The following is a 19,404-nucleotide window of genomic DNA, read 5'->3' as shown; positions in this document are numbered from 1 at the left end:
GTTACTCCTGGTATGCGCCTCAGCCGACCTTGCGGACCGAGGAAACGGGGACCTGGCCGATGCCGGGCAGGGTGAGGACGGGCTCGCCCGCAGACGAGAGCGAAACGGCGGTGACCGGCGCCCACACCAGCGGTGTGGCCTGGACGCTGCCGCCTTCGGCGTTGCGCGCCGCGACGCGGATGCGGAACGGCCCGTTGCCGGCGGCCTCGCCGCTGTCGGTGGTGCCGTCCCAGTCGAAATCGATGCTGCCCTGGCTCTGCGCGCCCAGCGATACGGTGCGCAGCACGGCGCCGTCGGCATTCTCGATGGTGACGTTGACGTCGGTCGCGTCGCCTTCCAGCTCGATCGATCCGGAAAGCCCGCCGTCGGTGCGCGGATAGGCGGTGTCGCCCGCGGTCAGCACGCTGCGGCCGACCCAGGACATCATGTCGCTGGTCGTCGTGCCGTTCAGCCGGTCGGAAATCGCCTTCAGCGTCGAGTTCATCTCGCTGATCCCGGCCAGCGACGAGAACTGCGCCATCTGGGCGACCATCTGGGTGTTGTCGACGGGCTCGAACGGGTCCTGGTTCTTGAGCTGCGCGGTCATCAGCGTCAGGAAGTCGGACTGCGACATCGCCGTCGGATCGGTGCGCGTCGACGTGTTCGCGGTGGAGGCGCCGGTGCGGCCGATGCCGAGCGAAGCCAGTGTGGAATCGAAGCTCGCCATGATCAGCGTCCCAGCTTGAGGGTGTCGATGATCAGCGACTTGGCCGTCTGCATCACTTCGACATTGTTTTGATAGGCGCGGGCGGTCTCCAGCATGTCGACCAGCTCGCGGGTCTCGTCGACCGCCGATTCCCAGACGTTGCCGTCCTTGTCGGCCATGGGATTGCCGGGGTCGTAGCGCTTCACCGGATCGGAACCGGCGGTGACGACGCTTTCGACGTTGACGGTGGCCATGCCGCTCGCCTCGTCGAACTGGGTGCGGAACACCGGCTTCATCGTGCGATATGCGGCGTTGGGGCTCGACGCGACGGTGCCGGCGTTGGCCAGGTTCGACGCGGTGGTGTTCATGCGCACAAGCTGCGCGCTCATCGCGCGCCCGGAGACCTGAAAGATCGAAAGGGGCTGGTCACCCATGCTCATTCTCCCTTGAGCGCGCGCGTGATGGTGGAGATGCGGCCGTTCAGGAACGCGAGCGTCGTCTGATAGGCGACCGCGTTTTCGGCGAAGGCCGTCTGCTCGGTGGAAAGCTCGACGGTGTTCCCGTCCTGGCTGAGCTGGAGCGGCACGCGATAGAGCGTTGCGCCCTCGATCGCGCTGTCGACATTGCCGCCGGGCGCCCCGATCGCGTTCAGCGCCGAGCGGAAGTCGATGTCCTTCGCCTTGTAGCCGGGCGTCGAGGCGTTGGCGATGTTCGACGCCAGCACGCCCATGCGCTGTGAGCGCACGGACAGTGCAGCGCCATGCACCCCGAATAGTCCCTCGTTCGCCATCTCACGCCTCCCGCGCAAAAGTTCACGGGCGTTTCCAGCAAATGCCGTGCCAACTTATCCACAGGCTCGGGCAGGCATCCCCCGGGCGCCCGGCAGCGGCACGGGCGGCAAGATCTTGCCGCCACACCGGCAACCGGCTGCCGGGCCGTTCGCGGGGCGTTGCTGGCGGCGCGCGCACCGGAAACTGGCGCGGTATTTGCAGCCGCGAGCGCATGGACATCGCAGGCTTTCCCGGGCTGGGGCCCTTCCTCGATCCGCTGGCGCTCACCATCGTGGGTGGCGGCACCGCCGTTGCCGTGGTGCTGCGCACGCCGTTGCGCGACGTGGGGCGGGGCCTCTCGGCGCTCCGCCTGCTGTTCCGGCGCGGCTTCGATGCAGATCCGCTGGTGGCGCAGATCCTGTCGCTGACGCGCATCGCCCGCCGCCACGGCATCACCCGACTGGATCGCGCGGTGATCGCCGATCCGGACGTTTCGGCGACGATCGCCGCGATCGTGGATGGCGGCGATCCGCTGGGCGTGTTCCGCCATCGCCAGGCCGCGCGCACCGAACGGCATCGCGCCGCGATAGAGATGTGGGCCGGCGCGGCCGACATCGCCCCTTCGATGGGCATGGTCGGCACGCTGATCGGCCTGGTCCAGATGTTCACTTCCATGCGTGATCCCGGCGCGATCGGCGGGGCGATGGCGGTGGCGCTGCTCACCACGCTCTATGGCGCCGTGCTGGCGACGCTGGTGGCGATGCCGGTTGCAGCACGGCTCCAGCGCCAGGCCCGGCGCGAGGCCGAGGAACGTGCGCGGCTGGAACGGCCGCTTATGGCGCTGGCGGCGCTCGAACCCGCCGTCCCGCGTGAGATGATGGAGGCAGTCGCATGAACTGGGATTTCGATATCCGGCGCAACGCGCGCCCGCTGTGGCTGACGACGCTGGCGGATCTTTCGCTGCTCCTCGTCGGCTTCTTCGTGTTCCTGCAGATCAACAAGACGACCGATCCGGCCAAGCTGGCGGAGGCCTTCCGCTCCGGCTTCGGCGCGCGCGAGGCGGCGGCGCCGGCGATGCCGCTGGAGCTTGCCACCGTCACCGGCTTCGCCCCCGGATCGGCGCGCGTCGCCGATGCCGCCAGCGCGATCACCTGGGCGCGGGAGGCGGCGCGCGATCCCCGCACGCGCCTGCGCATCGTTGGCGAGGTCGATGGCACCACCGCCGATGTCGATCCCGCCACCGGCAGCGGCCCGATCCTGGCCGCGGACCGCGCCCGCGCCGTCGCCGCCGCGCTGGTCGGGGCGGGGGCCGCTGCGCCCGGGCGTATCGAGATCGGCACCGCCACCGGCCAGCGCCGCGCGGTGATCACGGCCGGCTTCGTCGGGGAACGGAAATGACCCCGGCAAGAACTTGCCGCCCGGCAATGCCGGGTTGCCGCCCCACCCCTTCCGCATGGGAGAAGAAGATGCTGTTGTTCGTTGCCCTCGCCGCCGCGGCCCCCGCCGCCGCCGCGCCGGAGCCGTTCCAGTCCACCCGGGTGCTCGACATGATCGTCGCCCAGTTCACCGGCCACGGCATCGGCGAGGAGGGCGGCGCCCGCTTGCCCGTAGACCCGCGGCTGAAGCTGGCCGCCTGCGCCGCGCCGCAGCTTTCCTGGTTCGGCGAGGATCGGGATGCGGTGATGGTGCGCTGCATGGCGCCCGAATGGAAGATCTACGTCTCCGTGAAGGCGGCGCCGAAGCCGCGGCCGGCGGTGGTCGCGCCTATCGCTCCGGCCCCAGCGCCGGTGCGCGTCGAGCGCCCCGCGCCGCCGCCCAAACCGGAAGTCGTCGTCCGCCGCGGCGATACGGTGACGATCGAGGTCGGCGCGCCCGGTTTTTCGATCACGCGCCAGGGAATGGCGATGTCCGATGCCCCGGCGGGCGGCCGGATACAGGTCAAGGTCGACGATAAAAAGCCGCCGATTCAGGTGGTTGTCGTCGAGGCCGGCCGGGCCACGTTGCCCGGCTGGGGCGAGTGATATTTTTTCTTAAACTTTGGCGCAGGCCGCCGTTCTAGAGATTGTCGGGGAACACAGTGAGGATTGCGAACATGGTGGATCCCATTGGCTTCAAGCCCGCCGCGGTCGCCGACCGCCGGCTGGTGCAGGCCGGCACCGTATCGGCACCCCAGGCGACGGCCCCGGCCGCTGCGGTAGCCGCCTCCGTCGCCAAGCCGGCGGCGGGCGAGGTTGCGCGCAGCCTTTCGTCCTCCGCGCCCGTCGACGCCGATCGCGTCGCCCGCATCCGCAAGGCGATCGAGGACGGCAGCTTCCCCATCGTTCCCGCCACCGTGGCCGATCGGCTGCTGGCCTTCCGCATGAACTGGAATCCCAATGACGCGGCATGATGCACTGGTAAGCGTGATCGAGGCGCTCCACGCCGAGATCGCGGCGCTCAAGGCCAACGACGTCGGCGCGCTGGAGGCGGCGACGCAGGCCAAGCTGGCCGGTATCGATGCGGTCGCCCGGCATGAGGACGAGCCGATGACTCCGGCGATCCGCGAGCTGGCGGGCGAAGCGCACCGCCTGAACGAGACCTGCCGCATTTACGTGAACCTGATGGCGGCAAATGTCCGCCGCCGCCTGCAGGCGCTTTCCGGCATCGGCGCCGCCGCCTATTCCCCGGCGGGTGCCTACGCCTGACGCGACGGGAGAGGGCCGCCGCACGATGCGCGCGGCCGTTCCACGAGGCGAAAAACTGGCACGATCCTTGCTGATATGCCCATGATTTAGGGCAATCGGATTTGGGATCGATGGGCGTAAACTCAGTCGCCAACACCGCCAGCGTCCGCACCGCGATAGCGGCCGCGAGCCGCAAGACCGGCATCGACTTCAACTATCTGCTCGGCCAGGCGCAGTCCGAGAGCGGGTTGCAGCCGACGATCCGGGCACAGGGCTCGACCGCGACCGGGCTCTATCAGTTCATCGAGCAGAGCTGGTTGGGCGTGGTGAAGCGCCATGGCGCCGAACATGGGCTGGGTTGGGCCGCGGACTCGATCCGCCAGAATTCCAGCGGCCGCTATGTCGTCTCCGATCCCGGCGTGCGCCGCGCGATCCTGGACCTGCGCACCGATCCCGCCGCCGCCGCCATGATGGCCGCCGAACATGCCTCGGACAACAAGGACGCGCTCCAGGCCTCGCTCGGCCGCGATATCGGCGCGGGCGACCTCTACATGGCCCATTTCCTCGGCCTGGGCGGCGCGCGCACCTTTCTGAGCGCGATGGACCGCAATCCGGATCGCGCGGCGGCGGGGCTGTTCCCCGCGGCGGCGGCGGCGAACCGCAGCATCTTCTATAACTCCAAGGGCCAGCCGCGCACGTTGCAGCAGGTCTATGACATGATGTCGCGCAAGATCGATCGCGGCGCCGTCGCCGCCGGCGGCACCGCGCCGTCGACGGCGGTCGCGTCTTCCGGGGTCGAGACCTTCGCGCTGCCCGAGGCCGCCGCGCCCAAGGTGGAGCCGTTGCCGCCCGAATGGCTGCAACTGCTCGGCGGCGACGGCGAGATCGTGCTCGGCAACGGGGCCACGCAGCAGAGCGACGGGGCGTGGATCCACACCACGCTCGCCAACCTCGGCACGCTGCGTGAGCCGGTGAATCCGCTCCGGCCGACGCCGGAGACGGCAAAGCTCGCATATCTGATGCTCGCGAGCCTGGGGGCGTAACGGATGAACGGACTGGCGTTCTCGGCCGATCGTATCGGGCCGATGGTAAGAAGTTTCGCGCTGCCGCTGGCGATCCTGATGCTGGTGGCGCTGATGGTCGTGCCGGTGCCTTCGGCGCTGCTCGACATCTTCTTCATCATGAACATCATGATCAGCCTGGCCGTGCTGATGGTCGCGCTGAACGCGCAGAAGCCGCTGGACTTCTCCGCCTTCCCCACGGTGCTGCTGTTCGCCACGCTGTTCCGGCTGGGCCTGAATGTCGCGTCGACGCGCGTCGTGCTGGGCCACGGACATGAAGGTACCAGCGCCGCCGGCCATGTGATCGAGGCGTTCGGCACCTTCCTGATCGGCGGCGACTATGTCGTCGGCCTGTTGGTGTTCGCGATCCTGGTGATCATCAACATGATCGTCGTCACCAAGGGCGCGGGCCGCGTGTCCGAGGTTTCGGCGCGCTTCACCCTGGATGCGCTGCCCGGCAAGCAGATGGCGATCGACGCCGATCTGAACGCTGGCCTGATCACTCCGGACGAGGCGCGCGCGCGCCGCGCCGAGGTTTCGACCGAGGCCGATTTCTACGGATCGATGGACGGTTCGTCGAAGTTCGTGAAGGGCGATGCCGTCGCCGGCCTGCTGATCCTGGCGATCAACATCGTCGGCGGCCTGATCCTGGGGCCGGTCAGCCACGCCATGTCGCTGGGCGATGCGGCCACCACCTATATCCAGCTCGCCGTCGGCGACGCGCTGGTGGCGCAGATTCCCGCGCTGCTGCTGTCGATCGCCGCGGCCGCGATCGTTACCCGCGTCAATTCGCAGCACGACCTGACCGGCCAGATCGGCAGCCAGTTCGGCAGCCACAAGACCTGGACGCCGGTGGCCGGCATCCTGGCGCTGCTGGGCGTGATGCCGGGCATGCCGCATTTCGTGATCCTGCCGGCCGCGGCCGTCGCGGGCCTGGCGGCGTGGCGCCTGCACAAGGTCGCCAACCTGCCGCCGCCGCCCGAACCCGCGCCCGAGCCCGCAGATCCCTCGCGCATCGGCTGGGAAGAGGTGACCGACAACATGCAGGTGATGCTCGACATCGGCTATGGCCTGGTGCCGCTGGTCGACGAACGGCGCGGCGGGCCGCTGATGGGCCGCATCACCGGCGTGCGGCGCCAGCTCTCCAAGGAGCTCGGCTTCGTCGTGCCGCAGGTGCGCGTGCGCGACGACATCAACCTCCCGCCCTTCACCTATCGCGTCGTTATCGGCGGCGTAGTGGTGGGCGAGGACCAGGTCTCGCCCGACGAAATGCTGGCGCTCGACACCGGCCAGGCTGCGGGCCGCCTGCGCGGCAAGGGCGTGAAGGACCCGACCTTCGGCCTCGACGCGGTGTGGATCTCCGCCGCCGACGCCGATGAGGCGACCGGCGCGGGCTATCTGGTGGTCGATCCGGGCACGGTGATAGCCACCCACCTGAACCAGTGTCTGGTCCAGAACTCCGCCGACCTGCTGGGTCCGGACGAGGTGCAGTCGCTGCTCGACGGGCTCAAGGAGCGCGCGGCCCAGCTCGTCGCCGCGCTCTCGCCCCAGCCGGTGCCGCTCACCACGCTCACCCAGGTTCTGCGCGGCCTGCTGGCGGAGAGCATCCCGCTGCGCGAGTTCCGCCGCATCGCCGCCGCGATCGCGGTCGCCGCCCAGCGCACGCTCGATCCGGACGAGATTCTGGAGCTGATCCGGCCCGAGCTTGGCCCGCTGATCATCCAGCGCCTGTGCGGCGTGCGAGAGCCGCTGCGCGTGATGACGCTGGAAGGCCATCTGGAGGCGCTGCTCGGCCAGGCGGTCCGTTCCGATCCGTCGCGCCGCCACACGATCGAGCCCGATCTGGGCCGCCGCATCGCCGACGCGCTCCAGCGCGCCGCGCAGCCGCTGGTGGCGGAAGCCAAGCCGTTCGCGCTGGTCGTCCAGCCCTCGATCCGCGTCGCGATCCGCAAGCTGGTCAAGACCGTGCTGCCCGACACGCCGGTGATGAGCTTCTTTGAGGTTCCCGAGGACAAGGCCGTCGAGGTGGTGGCCGTGATCGGCGCGCCGGAGGCGTTGCCGGCATGACCGAGCTTCCCGGCAAGAACGCCTTTCGCGGGGCCGTGCCCGCCGAACCGCCACTTACTTATGCTCCCGCGCGCACGCGCGCGCGCGAGGCAGAGGGGCTGGTGCGCAAGCATCTGCCGCTCGTGCGGCGCATCGCCTGGCACATCCATGGCTCGATGAGCTCGCTGATCGAGGTCGAGGATCTGGTGCAGGTCGGGCTGGTCGCGCTGATCGAGGCCGCGAATAATTTCGAGGATCGCGGCCAGGTCACGTTCGAGCAGTATCTGGCCACGCGCGTGCGTGGCGCGATGATCGACGAGCTCAGGCGCCAGGCGACGATCACCCGCGGCGCGATGCGGCGGCGGCGCGAATATCAGGAAACCGTGTCCGCGCTCACCGGCGAACTGGGCAAGCCGCCGGACGACACGCAGGTCGCGGCGAAGCTGGGCGTCACGGTGGAGAAGCTGCGGGCCGAATATGCGAGCGCGGAGGCGGTGCGCTTCGATTCGATCGATGAGATGTATTCGGACGAATCGCCCTGGTTCATGTCCGACGATCCCGATCCGTTCGAGCAGCTTGCCGAGAGCGACCAGCGCGAGGCGCTGATCGCGGCGATATCGGAACTGCCCGAGCGCGAGCAGATGGTGATCCAGCTCTATTATGTGGAGGAGCTCAATCTGGAGGAGATCGGCCAGGTGCTGGGGGTGGGCGCCGCGCGCATATGCCAGATCAAGGCGAGCGCGCACGCGCACCTGAAGAAGGCGCTGCACAAGCGATTGGGATGAGCTGGCCGCCCGGGGGCGGCCAGCTCTATCGATGGGGGCGGGGGGTGCCGGGGGGCGCTTCCCGTCCCCTGTACGTTCGTCGCGTTGACCCGGTGCGGCCCGGGGCGCTAGCCAGACCCCATCGACTTGGCGTGGAGAGGTTGCATGACCATCAGGCGTACCCGTTTGTCGCTCGCGGTGGCGGCGGCGATGATGACCGTGGCCGGCGGCGCGGCGCTGGCCGTGCCGGGGCCGGTGCTGGCGCAGGGCTCCGGCATGCAGATCTTCGTCAAGACGCTGACCGGAAAGACGGTCACGCTGGACGTCGACCCTTCCGACACGATCGAGAATGTGAAGGCCATGATCCAGGACAAGGAAGGCATTCCGCCCGATCAGCAGCGCCTGATCTTCGCCGGCAAGCAGCTTGAGGACAATCGCACGCTGGCCGATTACAACATCCAGGGGGAATCCACCCTCCATCTCGTGCTGCGCCTGCGCGGCGGCTGAGCTTTCGCCTGCGCGCGCCTCGCGCTTGCGAGACGCGCCGCGCACCCGGTTCGATCCTGCTGGCCGTCATCGCGCGGGGGCAATGGGAAGCCGCGTTGCCCGCGGCGCCCGATGCACGCTATGGCGCGGGGGAGCTTCCTGACGATGCCGGGGATGCCCGGCTGTGGCGGTGGAGCGCCTGAACCCGCCCTAGCGGAGCGCCGTGGAACATGTCACGCAATCCGATCGCGCGCCGCCTGTATCTAGCGGGAGGCTTCGTGTCGCTGGGGCTCGGCGCGATCGGTGCGTTCCTGCCGCTGCTGCCCACGGTGCCGTTCGTAATCCTGGCCGCCTGGTGCTTCGCGCGCTCCAGCCCCGCGCTGGAGCGCAGGCTGCTGGAGGATCCGCGTTTCGGCGCGCATATCCGGCGCTGGCGCGCGCATGGCGCGATCAGCCGCCGGGGCAAGCTGGCGGCGAGCGTTGCGTTCGCGATGAGCGTGATCGCCGCGCTGGCCTTCGCCGCCTTCCCCTGGTCGCTGGTGACGGTGGCCGCGGCGGCGATCGGCGGCACCTGGATCTGGACACGGCCCGAGGATTAGAGTCTGTCCTGTTCAGGCGGCACCGCCCTCCGCAACCTTTCCAACGATGCTGCGCATCGCCGGAACCTTGGGCTGCTCCGCCCGCTCCCCCACCCGGCCACCCAACGGCAGTCTATTCTGTGGGTGGCCGGGTGGGGGAGCGGGCCGGTGCCGATTCCGCCAAAGGCGGACAGACTCTAACGCGCAAAAGGAAAGCCCCGGTGGCCGAAACCACCGGGGCTCCCATGCGCCCCCTCAGTACTTCGAGGGGTGACCGGCCGTGGTGCCTGTCAGGGGGGTGACACCCCGACCGGCTCACGCTTAGCGGAGGAGCGACAGAACGCCCTGCTGGCTCTGGTTGGCCTGCGCCAGCATCGCGGTCGACGCCTGGCTCAGGATCTGGGCCTTGGCGAGCGCCGCGGTTTCCGCGGAATAGTCGGTGTCCTCGATGCGGCTGCGCGCATCGGTCAGGTTGGCGACATTGGTGGTCAGGTTGTTGACCACCGACTCCAGGCGGCTCTGGGTCGCACCCAGCGTCGCGCGGGTCTCGTTCACCGTCTTCAGGGCGTCGTCGAGCGTCTCGAGCGCGTCGGCGGCGTCCCCGGCGTCGGAGATGTCCACGTCGATCGCATCTTCGAGGTCGATCTCGGCGAGCGACAGCGTCACGGTGTCGTCCGAGCTCGAGCCGACCTGGATCGTCACGTCGCCCGAGTCACCGGCCGAGCCGTCGAACAGCGCGGCGCCGTTGAACTTGGTGTTGCTCAGGATGTCCGAGATCTGGCCGGTCAGCTCGGTGACTTCCGCCTGCAGGTTGGTGCGGTCGTCGTCCGAATAGCTGCCCGAGCTCGACTGGACAGCCAGCTCGCGGATGCGCTGCAGCATGTTGGTCACTTCGCCCAGCGCGCCTTCCGCCGTCTGCGCCATCGAGATGCCGTCGTTGGCGTTGCGGATCGACTGGTTCATGCCGGTGATCGTCGCGGTCATCGAAGAAGCGATGGCGAGGCCGGCGGCGTCGTCACGCGCGCTGTTGATGCGCTTGCCCGTCGACAGCCGCTCCATCGCGGTGCTCAGGGACTTCTGGGCCGCGGCCGATGCGTTGGCGGCGCGGAGCGAAGCGGTGTTGGTGCCGATAACAGTCATGGTATTCTACTCCATTCAGACCTGGCTTCCCGCGCACCCCCCAAGCGGGAGCTCCGAGCTGCCAAGCCACTGAACGGCCGCCATCCGCGGGGATTAAGCAAAAAAATCGCCATATCGGGTCGTCGCCCATCCCTCGCGCGCGCGTAGGCGCCCGGACGTTTGGAGCGTAGGTAGTGACACGGAGCCCCCGAATTTTACCCGGCGTTAACCAATAATCCCCCATGAAACCGGGGTCAGTGGGGGGAATTATGCCATCGATCCTTCCCTCGGCCGCCGTGCTGAGGACCAAATACGCGCTGGTTTCCGCGCTGCGGGCGCAGGGCTTCGACGTCGCGACCGCCGAAGACGCGCGTCCCGCGCCGGGCGACCTGTTCCTGGTGGCCGAGGGCGAGATCCCGCCGGCGCCTGCCCGCACGCTGATCGTCGGATCGGGCAAGTGCGAGGCGATCCCCTTTCGCGACGGCAACCCCGCCCGCCTGAGCTATGACAGCGAGGATTGCGGCATCGGCATCGGCTTCGCCAGCGCGATCGTGCGCGGCGTCAACGCCCCGGTCGCCGCCGATCCCGAGAGCCTGGCGCTGCTGGCGCTTTCGGAGCGCGTCGCCGCTTCGGACATCACCGTCCTGATCAACGGCCCCACCGGCACCGGCAAGGAGGTGCTGGCGCGCGCGATCCATATGGGTTCCTCGCGCAAGGACGGCCCCTTCGTCGCGATCAACTGCGCGGCGCTGCCCGAAACGATGCTGGAAGCGATGCTGTTCGGCCACCAGAAGGGCGCCTTCACCGGCGCCTCCTCCGGCGGCCAGGGCTTCTTCCGCGCTGCGGACGGCGGCACGCTGCTGCTCGACGAGATCGCCGAGATGCCGCTCAACCTCCAGGCCAAGCTGCTCCGCGTGCTGCAGGAGCGCGAGGTGGTGCCGATCGGCGGCACCGTGCCGGAGAAGGTGGACGTGCGCGTGATCGCCTGTGCGAACCGCGATCTCCATGCCGAGGTCGATGCCGGCCGGTTCCGCGCCGACCTTTACTACCGCCTGTCGGTTTTCCCGCTGGCCACCAAGCCGCTGTGCGAACGTACCGGCGACATAGCCGCGCTGGCCGCCGCGATGGTGCTGCGCCACGCGGGCAACCGCGCCACGCTGCCCTGGATCACCGCGGAAGCGGCCGATGCGCTGATCTCGCATCCCTGGCCCGGCAATGTCCGCGAGCTGGAGAATGTGATCCAGCGCGCGCTGCTGCTGTGCGGCGGCGACCGGATCGAGCCGGAGCACCTGATCTTCGATCGTGCGCCGGAGCGCCGCCAGGAGGGGGCCGCCACGCTTTCGAACATCGTGCAGATGCATGAATTCCAGGCGATCCGCGACACGTTGGCCGAATGCAACGGCAGCCGGATCGAGACCGCGCGCCGCCTGGGCATCTCCGAACGCACGCTGCGCTATCGCCTGGCGAAGGCGCGCGAGCAGGGTGAGCGGATCGTCGAGAGGATACCGGCATGAGCGGCGTCGGCGGAATCGGTGGCGCCATGGGCGTCGACCGGGTGATGGCGCTGCGTGCGCAGATCCTGGAGCGCAACGCCGCGCTGAGCCGCGCGCAGCAGGCCCCTGTGCCGGCGGCGACCGAGGCGAAGCCCGACAGCTTCAGCGCCACGCTCCAGACCGCGCTGCGCACCGTGAACGAGAACCAGCAGGCCGCCAGCCAGCTTTCCGCCGCCTATGAGCGCGGCGAGACGGTGGACATCGCCAAGGTGATGCTCGCCCGCCAGCAGGCTTCGGTGGGCTTCGAGGCGACCCTTCAGGTCCGCAACAAGCTGCTGTCCGCGTACAAAGACATCATGAGCATGCCGGTGTAATCCCATGAGCAACGCACTCACTCCCTCCGCCGAATCGCCGGTTGCGGCGCTCGCCGCTCCGCTCAAACAGGCCGGAAACCTGTTCGCCCAGCCCGCCGTCCGGCGGGCGTTGCCGCTTCTGTTCCTGGTCGGGATCGTCGCCGCGGGCTGGCTCGCATGGTCGTTCGTGGCCACCGCGCCGCAGCGCGTGCTGTTCACCAATCTGGCCGATGGCGACAAGGCGGCGGTCACCCAGGCGCTCGACGCGGCGGGCATCTCCAACGCGATCGACGGCTCCGGATCGGTTACCGTGGCCGAGGATCAGTATCACAAGGCGCGCATGCTGCTCGCCAGCCAGGACCTGCCGAAGGCGGCGCCGGGCGGTTACGCGATCCTCGATCAGCTTCCCATGGGCGTCAGCCGCGCCGTGGAGGGCGAGCGTCTGCGCCAGGCGCGCGAGACCGAGCTGGCCCGTTCGATCCAGGAGATCGATTCGGTCGCCGAGGCTCGCGTCCACCTCGCCACGCCGGAGGCCTCGGCCTTCGTGCGCGACAAGGCGGCACCTTCGGCCAGCGTCATCGTGAAGCTTCAGCCCGGCCGCGCGCTGGGCGATTCCCAGATTCGCGCGATCGTGAACCTGGTAGCCTCCTCGGTCCCCGGCATGACGCCGGAGAATGTGACCATCGTCGACCAGATGGGCGCGCTGCTCAGCAAGCCCGGCCCGAACGGCGCCGACGGCAGCGGTGGCAACGCGCGCATCGATTTCCAGAAGCGGCTGGAGGACAAGTTCCGCGAGCAGCTCAACCAGTTGCTCACCCCGCTGGTGGGCGCGGGCAATTTCACCGCCGAGGTGCAGGCCGACGTCGATCTGGACGAGAGCCAGGCCACGCGCGAAGCCTATGACAAGGAAAACGCCGTCGTCCGTGCCGAGCAGGGCAACTGGACCGGCGCTGGCGCGAACGCAGCCCCGGGCGGCATCCCCGGCGCGCTTTCGAACACGCCGCCGCCGGCCGCCGCGCTGACCCAGCCGAACCAGGATCCGGCCCAGGCGGCCGCCGCTGGTGCTCCGGGTGCCCCCGGCGCCGCGCCGGCCGCCGCCGCTGCCGCGCCTCCGGTGAAGCAGAGCGACAGCTTCGCCCGCAGCTATGACATGGGCAAGGAAGTGTCCGTCACCCGCCAGATGCCGGGCCGCGTGAAGCGCCTGTCGGTCGCGGTGCTGCTGCGCGAGGAGAATGGCAAGCCGCGTGGCAAGGTGGAGATCGACCAGATCACCAGCCTGGTCCAGGCCGCCGTCGGCTATGACGCCGCGCGTCAGGATCAGGTGACGGTGATCAGCCGCAAGTTCAATCCGGCCGCCCCCGGATCGCAGACCGAGGCGCCCGCCTGGTACGAAGCGAGCTGGGTGCCGATGGCCGCGCGCAACGCCACCGCGCTGCTGATCGCGCTGCTGGTGCTGTTCCTGGGCGTGCGTCCGCTCGCCAAGGCGCTGATGAAGCGCCGCGAGGAGCCCGCCGCGAACCGCCCGGCGCTGCCGATCGGCGGCCATGGCATGGGGCCGGGCGGGCAGGGCGACGGCGAAGGCGCGCCCGCGATGCCGGCGGTCTCCGTCGACATGCTCGACAATCCCTCGCACAGCTATGAGGAGCGCGTCGGCCTGGTCCGCGGCTTCACCCGCGACAATCCCGCCCGTGCCGCGCTGGCCGTGCGCGACATGATCAAGGCCGAGGGCCAGTGAACATGGTCCGCAGCTTCACCGGCGTCGAGCGCGCCGCGGTGCTGATGATGCTCGTCGGCGAGGAGGAGGCCGCGGCCATCCTCCAGAAGCTCGATCCCGAGGAGGTGCGCCAGCTTGGCCGCGCGATGTTCACCGTCGCCGACGTCAGCGAGGCGGAGGTCGAGCAGGTGCTCGACGATTTCACGTTCAAGGCGCGTGCGCGCAACGGCGTCAGCTTCGATCCGGGTCCCCAGATCGAGGGGATGATGACGCGCGCTCTGGGCGCCGACCGGGCCGAGAGCGTGCTGGCGCGGATCATGCCCGCCAAGGCCTCGAGCGGGCTGGAGATGCTCCAATGGTATGAGCCCGCCGAAATCGCGGCGATGGTGGAGAACGAGCATCCGCAGATCGCGGCCGTGCTGCTCGCCAACCTCGATCCCGATATCGCGGCCCAGGTATTCGAACATCTGCCCGAGGCGATCCAGCCGCAGGTGCTGCGCCGCGTCGCCACGCTGGGTCCGGTCCCGGCCGAGGCGCTCGATGCGCTGCGCCAGCTCTTCGCCAATCGCGGCGGCGGCGGTGCGGCGAAGAAGACCGGCGGCATCCAGCTCGGCGGCACGCGCGAGGCGGCGAAGATCCTCCAGGGCGCGCGCAAGACCACCGAGGCGCGCGTGATGCCCAAGCTCGCCAAGATCGATCGCCAGGTCGCCAAGGAGATCGAGGAGGCGATGTTCGTCTTCGACAACCTGTTGGAGATGGACGACAAGAATCTCTCCACGCTGATCCGTAACGTCGACACCGATGTACTGGTCAAGTCGCTGAAGGGCGTCGAGGAGGAGGCGCGCAACCGCTTCCTGGGTTGCATGTCCAGCCGCGCCGCCGACGGTATCCGCGACGAAATGGAATCGCGCGGCCCGATGAAGCTGGCCGAAGTGCTCGAATCGCAGAAGGTGATGATCGCCATTGCGCGCGGCCTGATCAAGGACGGCACGCTGATCATGCCGGGCAAGGGCGGCGACGACGACTATGTCTGATTTCCTACCGGGCTTCGCATCGCGCCATCGCGCTGCGGCGGATGTTCTCCAGCGCGCGTTCCAGGATCCGGGCGGCTTCTCGCCCGCCGACGTCGATCGCATCGGCCGCCGCGAGTTCACCGAGAGCGCGGGCACCCCGCGCCACTTCTCCCCCGCCGATCCGGAGGCGAACCCCACCGCCGGCTGGGACCCGTTCGCGCCCGATCTGCCGCCCGCGAACATGGGCGCCTTCGTCGATCCCATCGCCGCCGCGCATTCCGCAGGCGTGGCCGAGGGCCGCGCCGCCGCGCTGGCCGAGCTCGACGACGCCCGTGCCCGCGAAGCCGCGCTGCTCGATCAGGTGTCGCTGGCGCTGGCCGCAGGCGCACATTTCGATCGTGATCGGATGGCGGGCCATCTGCGCCAGACAGTGCTGCATCTCGTCACCCGGCTGGTCGGCGAGATCGGCATCGCGCCCGATGTGCTGGCGAACCGCATCGGCGCGGCGATCGATCTGCTCGCCGATTCGGCCGAATCGGCAATGATCCGGCTGCATCCCGACGATCTGGCGCTGCTGGAAGGCAAGCTCCCCGAACGGCTGTTCGGGGTCGGCGATCCGAATCTCGCGCGCGGTGCGTTCGTGATCGAGAGCGCCTCCACCATCGTCGAGGACGGGCCGGAGCTGTGGCTCGAGCAGCTCGCCCAGGCGATCGATCGCGTGCCGATCCCGCCCGCATGCTGAACGATTTCACCGCCGACTATATCGAGGGCCTGGCCTGCGGCGATTTCGCCCCGCGGCCCAAGGTATCCGGCCGCCTGGCCTCCTATGACGGGCTGCTGATGGAGGCGATCGGCCTTTCGCTGCCGGTCGGCACCGTCTGCGCGATCGGAAGCGGCGACGGGCGCGTCGAGGCCGAGGTGATCGGATTCCGCTCCGGGCGCACGCTGCTGATGAACCTGGGCGGACCGGCCGCGCTGCTCCCCAATGCGCCCGTCCGCCCGATCGGGGCTCCCGGTGAGGCGGAGGTGGGCGCGGCGCTGCTCGGCCGCGTCGTGGACGGCGCAGGCAAGCCGATCGACGGTCTCGGTCCGATCCGCGGCGCGGGCAAATGGCCGCTCGCCGGCAAGCTCCAGAATCCGCTCGATCGCGGCCGTGTGCTCCAGCCGCTCGATGTCGGGGTGCGCGCGATCAACGGGCTGCTCACCATCGGCCAGGGCCAGCGCGTCGGCATCATGGCCGGATCGGGCGTCGGCAAATCGGTGTTGCTCGGCATGATCGTGCGCGCGGCGCAGGCGGACGTGGTCGTCGTCGGCCTGATCGGCGAGCGCAGCCGTGAGGTGGCGGACTTTTTGGAGACCAAGGTTACCGGCGATGCGCGCGCGCGATCGGTGGTGGTCGCGGTTCCGGCCAATCACTCGCCCGTGCTGCGCATCCGTGGCGCGCTGCGTGCCACCGCCATCGCCGAGGCGTTCCGCGCCGAAGGCAAGAAGGTGCTGCTGATCATGGACAGCCTGACGCGCGTTGCCCATGCGGGGCGCGAGATCGGGCTGGCGCTGGGCGAGCCGGCCTCGGCGCGCGGCTATCCGCCCTCGGCCATCGCGATGCTGCCCAGCCTGATCGAGCGCGCGGGCACCTGCGTCACCTCCGGCGGCTCGATCACCGCCATCTATACCGTGCTGGCGGACGGCGACGACGGCAACGATCCCGTGGTCGACAGCGCCCGTTCGATCCTGGACGGCCATATCGTGCTCAACCGCCAGCTTGCAGAGCGTGGCGTGTACCCCGCGATCGATCTGGGGCCGTCGGTCAGCCGCGTGATGACCGATATCGCCGAGCCCGCGCATATCCATGCCGCGCGCGTGCTGCGGCGCCATCTCGCGACCTATGAGGAGAATCGCGATCTGGTGCTGATGGGCGCCTATCGCCCCGGCGCAGATCCGGAGATCGATGCCGCGATCGCCTATCACCCCGCCGTGATGGAATATATCCGCCAGGACGCCAATCAGGTCATCTCGCTGGACGAGTCCGTCGCCGAGCTGACCGGTGTGTTCGGCGATGCGTAAAGGCGTATTTCGAGGCGGCACCAGCCCGCTCCCCCAACCGGCCACCCACAGCATAGGGACCTTGGGTGGCGGGGTGGGGGAGCGGGCTGGTACCGCAACGCGCCGTCCGCGCATCGACTCCGCCGCGGATGAGGTGCGATGAAGGCCCGCAAGCTCGATCGCCTGTTGCGCGTCCGCACGCTCCAGCTCGGCCAGGTCCGCGCGCAGGAGGCGGAGGCCCGCGCCCGCGTGATCAAGGAAGAGGAGCTGCGCACGCGCATCGCCCAGCTCTCCGCCAATGTCGCGCCCGCCGAATCGCAGGGGCTGGCGACCAGCCTGATCGCCGCGGCGCATTATCGCGAACGTCTCCAGCAATCGGCCTTTGCCGCGGATCGTCGTGTTGCGGTGGCTTCCGAGGGGCTCAGCGCCGCTCAGGCCGCGACCCGCGAGGCGAAGCGCGATCAGTCGGCAATCGAAAAGCTGATCGCGCGCGAACATGCGGAGGCGGCGCTGAAGGCGCTCCGCGCGCTCGAGGAATTGCCGCCCAGTGGCAGGAATCGGCACGATCTTTGCTGATGCCGGGCTGAGAAGCTTCCGGAGTGCATGACTTGACCCAGGTTTCGCCAGCGATTTCGGTCCCGGTCTCCGCCGGTGCGCGCCCCGCCGCGCCCGCAGCGGCAGGCGCGGCGCTGTTCTCGCTCGCGCTCACATCGATCCAGCTTCCGCGCGCCGGCACCGCCGACGCGCCGGAGCCGCCCGTCGCGGGGGGCGACGGGCGGCAATCCGTTGCCGGGGGCGGCAAGGAATTGCCGCTTGCCACTGCGGAAGGTGCGCCAGGCGAAGACGACGCCGAAACGGCCGAGGAGGATGCTGATCCCGCGTTCGCCTGGTTCGCCGCGCCGCTGCCGGTGATGGAGAATCCGGTTCCGGTCCAGGGCGCTCCCGCCAACGCCGCCGCGCGGATGATGGTGCCGCTCGCGGGTCCGTCCGCCGCCGACTCCGAACTGGTCGAGGCGCTGCGCCTAGCCGGTCAGGTGATCGCGCCGGCCGATGCCGCCGGCGCTGCCGCGGGTACGGCACCTGCGGTTCCTGTGCAGCCCGATGCTGCCGCTCCGCAGGCGGAGGCCGCGGCGGTGCTGTCCGATCTCGCCGGGCTGCCCGCTGTCGCACCCGCCGCCAGGGCGCCCGGCTTTGCGCCGCGCGCCGTTCTCCAGGCGGACGAGGCGGGTTCCGAAGCCACCGTGCCCGCGCGCATTGCCTTTGCGCATGCCGCAGCCACCCATGCCGGGGGCACTGCGTTGGCCGCGGTCCCCGCAGTCGCTCCGCGCGCCGTTCCCGCCGAACAGGTTGCGCCCGCCGCCTTGTCCTTCACGCTTGCGCCGCAGCTTGCCGATGCCCTTGCGCCGGCCACGGCCCGCCGCCCCGCCGCGCTTGCGCGTGACGCCGCGCTGGGGATCGTCTCGGGCACGCTGACGCCCGATGCGCCGCGCACGCCGCTGACGCCGGGGGTTCAGGAAGTGCAGCAGCCGGTGCTGGACATGCGCCGCCATGAGTGGATCGGCGCGATGGTGGAGCGGATTGAGGCGCTGCGCGACGCCGCCGGGCTGCGTGAGGCGAACATCCGCCTGGCGCCCGACGCGCTCGGCACCGTCGATGTTTCGATCCGCCGCGAAGGCGATGCGCTCCACGTCCACTTCGCCGCCGATTCGGCCGCCACGCGCAGCATGATCAGCGAGGCGCAGCCGCGCCTGGCCGAGCTTGCCGAGGCGCGCGGCCTGCGGCTCGCGGGCAGCTCGGTCGATGCCGGCACGGCGGGCCAGGGCGGCCAGCGCCAGGATCCGGCGCCGCGCGCCCAGCAGCTTCCCTCCGCCCCGCCGCCGGCCCGCGCCGACGGCGCCGCCGCGGATGAATCCGACCAACGTATCGCGTGAGACCTGAGGAGACCGTCATGGAAGACATCACCGGAGATTCCGGCCCCGGCAAGAAGAAGAAAAAGGGCGGGCTAATGAAGAAGCTGCTGCTGTTCGTCGTGCTGCCGCTGGTGGCGGTGGGCGGCGGCGTCGGCGGCGCGCTCTATGCGATGAACGCGGGCTGGTTCAGCGCCAAGCCGGCGGGCGGCGACCATGCCGACGCCGACAAGCCCAAGCTCGTTCCCAAGAGCGAGGAGAAGCGCGCCTCGGTAAAGGGCGGCGAGGGCGGCGGCCATGGCGAGGGCGGCGATTCGGCCGAACGCCACGGCAAGCCGACGCCCGAGGGCGAGGGCGGCGACGAATATGCCTCCGCCTATTATCCGCTCGAGAAGGAGTTCACCTCCAACCTGCAGGACAGCGTCCATTTCGTGCAGGTCGGCATCGCGGTCGAGACCCATTATGACGACCGCGTCCTCGAGAACATCAAGACCCATGAGATCGCGATTCGCTCCGCGATCCTGCTCGCGCTCAGCCAGACCGGCGAGGACGAGGTTTTCAACCCCGACGGCAAGAAGGCCATGCAGGAGCGCCTGGTGAAGGCGATCAACGAGGTTTTGAAGGAAAAGGAAGGATTCGGGGGCGTTAGTAACGTCTATTTTACCAATTTCATCGTTCAGTGAACGGGCATGGTTAACGGCCCTTCAGA

General features: G+C 69.5%; 23 protein-coding genes. 19 read left to right on the top strand and 4 right to left on the bottom strand.

The window, feature by feature from the left end; all coding sequences use genetic code 11:
- Positions 1-19 precede the first annotated feature (19 nt).
- The 3 genes from OM513_RS02185 to flgB are packed head-to-tail and all read right to left on the bottom strand — an operon-like array spanning position 20 to position 1,475.
- Positions 20-706 (bottom strand): flagellar hook assembly protein FlgD, encoded by a 687-nt coding sequence (locus OM513_RS02185; RefSeq protein WP_319951591.1) that lies wholly within the window; start codon positions 704-706, stop codon positions 20-22.
- 2 nt (positions 707-708) lie between these two features.
- A complete protein-coding gene (gene flgC / locus OM513_RS02180) occupies positions 709-1,119 on the bottom strand; it encodes a flagellar basal body rod protein FlgC (protein WP_264942502.1) in 411 nt (136 codons plus the stop codon).
- A gap of 2 nt (positions 1,120-1,121) precedes the next feature.
- Complete coding sequence (gene flgB / locus OM513_RS02175; RefSeq protein WP_264942501.1) at positions 1,122-1,475, bottom strand: flagellar basal body rod protein FlgB; 354 nt, start codon at positions 1,473-1,475, stop codon at positions 1,122-1,124.
- Positions 1,476-1,687: 212 nt separating this feature from the next.
- Here flgB and OM513_RS02170 point away from each other — a divergent pair, with 212 nt between their 5' ends.
- From OM513_RS02170 to OM513_RS02125, 10 genes are all read left to right on the top strand, one after another.
- Entirely contained in the window at positions 1,688-2,350 is a 663-nt protein-coding gene (locus OM513_RS02170) for a motility protein A (RefSeq protein ID WP_264942500.1), read from the top strand.
- Positions 2,347-2,853, top strand: coding sequence for a flagellar motor protein MotB (locus OM513_RS02165; RefSeq protein ID WP_264942499.1), 507 nt, complete (start codon positions 2,347-2,349; stop codon positions 2,851-2,853). The genes OM513_RS02170 and OM513_RS02165 overlap by 4 nt, the downstream gene beginning before the upstream one ends.
- 68 nt (positions 2,854-2,921) lie before the next feature.
- Positions 2,922-3,476, top strand: a complete 555-nt coding sequence (locus tag OM513_RS02160; protein ID WP_264942498.1) for a flagella basal body P-ring formation protein FlgA — start codon at positions 2,922-2,924, stop codon at positions 3,474-3,476.
- A 71-nt stretch (positions 3,477-3,547) separates the two neighbouring features.
- Positions 3,548-3,844 carry a flagellar biosynthesis anti-sigma factor FlgM gene (gene flgM, locus OM513_RS02155; protein WP_264942497.1) on the top strand — a complete coding sequence of 99 codons (297 nt, stop codon included), beginning with the start codon at positions 3,548-3,550 and terminating at the stop codon, positions 3,842-3,844.
- Positions 3,831-4,139, top strand: coding sequence for a flagellar protein FlgN (locus OM513_RS02150; RefSeq protein WP_264942496.1), 309 nt, complete (start codon positions 3,831-3,833; stop codon positions 4,137-4,139). The genes flgM and OM513_RS02150 overlap by 14 nt, the downstream gene beginning before the upstream one ends.
- Before the next feature lie 110 nt (positions 4,140-4,249).
- Positions 4,250-5,161, top strand: coding sequence for a lytic transglycosylase domain-containing protein (locus OM513_RS02145; protein ID WP_264942495.1), 912 nt, complete (start codon positions 4,250-4,252; stop codon positions 5,159-5,161).
- A 3-nt stretch (positions 5,162-5,164) separates the two neighbouring features.
- Positions 5,165-7,246, top strand: coding sequence for a flagellar biosynthesis protein FlhA (flhA, locus tag OM513_RS02140; RefSeq protein ID WP_264942494.1), 2,082 nt, complete (start codon positions 5,165-5,167; stop codon positions 7,244-7,246).
- Positions 7,243-8,010 (top strand): sigma-70 family RNA polymerase sigma factor, encoded by a 768-nt coding sequence (locus tag OM513_RS02135; RefSeq protein WP_264942493.1) that lies wholly within the window; start codon positions 7,243-7,245, stop codon positions 8,008-8,010. The genes flhA and OM513_RS02135 overlap by 4 nt, the downstream gene beginning before the upstream one ends.
- 144 nt (positions 8,011-8,154) lie before the next feature.
- Complete coding sequence (locus OM513_RS02130; protein ID WP_264942492.1) at positions 8,155-8,496, top strand: ubiquitin family protein; 342 nt, start codon at positions 8,155-8,157, stop codon at positions 8,494-8,496.
- A 224-nt stretch (positions 8,497-8,720) separates the two neighbouring features.
- Positions 8,721-9,074, top strand: coding sequence for a YbaN family protein (locus tag OM513_RS02125; protein ID WP_264943014.1), 354 nt, complete (start codon positions 8,721-8,723; stop codon positions 9,072-9,074).
- Positions 9,075-9,374: 300 nt separating this feature from the next.
- Here the strand turns inward: OM513_RS02125 and OM513_RS02120 are convergent, their stop codons facing one another.
- Positions 9,375-10,193 (bottom strand): flagellin N-terminal helical domain-containing protein, encoded by an 819-nt coding sequence (locus tag OM513_RS02120; RefSeq protein ID WP_264942491.1) that lies wholly within the window; start codon positions 10,191-10,193, stop codon positions 9,375-9,377.
- Between the two features lie 248 nt (positions 10,194-10,441).
- On the opposite strand from OM513_RS02120, the gene OM513_RS02115 reads away from it, so the two are divergent.
- The 9 genes from OM513_RS02115 (at position 10,442) to OM513_RS02075 (ending at position 19,378) form a co-directional block, all read left to right on the top strand.
- Positions 10,442-11,686 carry a sigma-54 interaction domain-containing protein gene (locus tag OM513_RS02115; protein ID WP_264942490.1) on the top strand — a complete coding sequence of 415 codons (1,245 nt, stop codon included), beginning with the start codon at positions 10,442-10,444 and terminating at the stop codon, positions 11,684-11,686.
- Positions 11,683-12,039, top strand: coding sequence for a flagellar hook-basal body complex protein FliE (gene fliE, locus OM513_RS02110; RefSeq protein WP_264942489.1), 357 nt, complete (start codon positions 11,683-11,685; stop codon positions 12,037-12,039). Before OM513_RS02115 ends, fliE begins: the two co-directional genes overlap by 4 nt.
- A 4-nt stretch (positions 12,040-12,043) precedes the next feature.
- Positions 12,044-13,753: a flagellar basal-body MS-ring/collar protein FliF gene (gene fliF, locus OM513_RS02105; protein WP_264942488.1), complete on the top strand. Its 1,710-nt coding sequence runs from the start codon at positions 12,044-12,046 to the stop codon at positions 13,751-13,753.
- A gap of 2 nt (positions 13,754-13,755) precedes the next feature.
- Positions 13,756-14,766, top strand: a complete 1,011-nt coding sequence (gene fliG / locus OM513_RS02100; RefSeq protein WP_264943013.1) for a flagellar motor switch protein FliG — start codon at positions 13,756-13,758, stop codon at positions 14,764-14,766.
- Positions 14,759-15,487: a FliH/SctL family protein gene (locus OM513_RS02095; protein ID WP_264942487.1), complete on the top strand. Its 729-nt coding sequence runs from the start codon at positions 14,759-14,761 to the stop codon at positions 15,485-15,487. Before fliG ends, OM513_RS02095 begins: the two co-directional genes overlap by 8 nt.
- Positions 15,481-16,809 carry a FliI/YscN family ATPase gene (locus OM513_RS02090; protein ID WP_264942486.1) on the top strand — a complete coding sequence of 443 codons (1,329 nt, stop codon included), beginning with the start codon at positions 15,481-15,483 and terminating at the stop codon, positions 16,807-16,809. Before OM513_RS02095 ends, OM513_RS02090 begins: the two co-directional genes overlap by 7 nt.
- A gap of 138 nt (positions 16,810-16,947) precedes the next feature.
- Positions 16,948-17,364 (top strand): hypothetical protein, encoded by a 417-nt coding sequence (locus OM513_RS02085; protein ID WP_264942485.1) that lies wholly within the window; start codon positions 16,948-16,950, stop codon positions 17,362-17,364.
- Positions 17,365-17,396: 32 nt separating this feature from the next.
- The gene (locus OM513_RS02080; protein ID WP_264942484.1) at positions 17,397-18,719 is read left to right on the top strand and encodes a flagellar hook-length control protein FliK; all 1,323 of its coding nucleotides are present in this window, start codon (positions 17,397-17,399) and stop codon (positions 18,717-18,719) included.
- 17 nt (positions 18,720-18,736) lie between these two features.
- The gene (locus OM513_RS02075) at positions 18,737-19,378 is read left to right on the top strand and encodes a flagellar basal body-associated FliL family protein (protein WP_264942483.1); all 642 of its coding nucleotides are present in this window, start codon (positions 18,737-18,739) and stop codon (positions 19,376-19,378) included.
- Positions 19,379-19,404 lie beyond the last annotated feature (26 nt).

The sequence above is a fragment of the Sphingomonas canadensis genome (assembly GCF_026013525.1).
GTDB lineage: Bacteria > Pseudomonadota > Alphaproteobacteria > Sphingomonadales > Sphingomonadaceae > Sphingomonas > Sphingomonas canadensis.
This window is presented reverse-complemented; position numbering and strand designations above follow the sequence as displayed.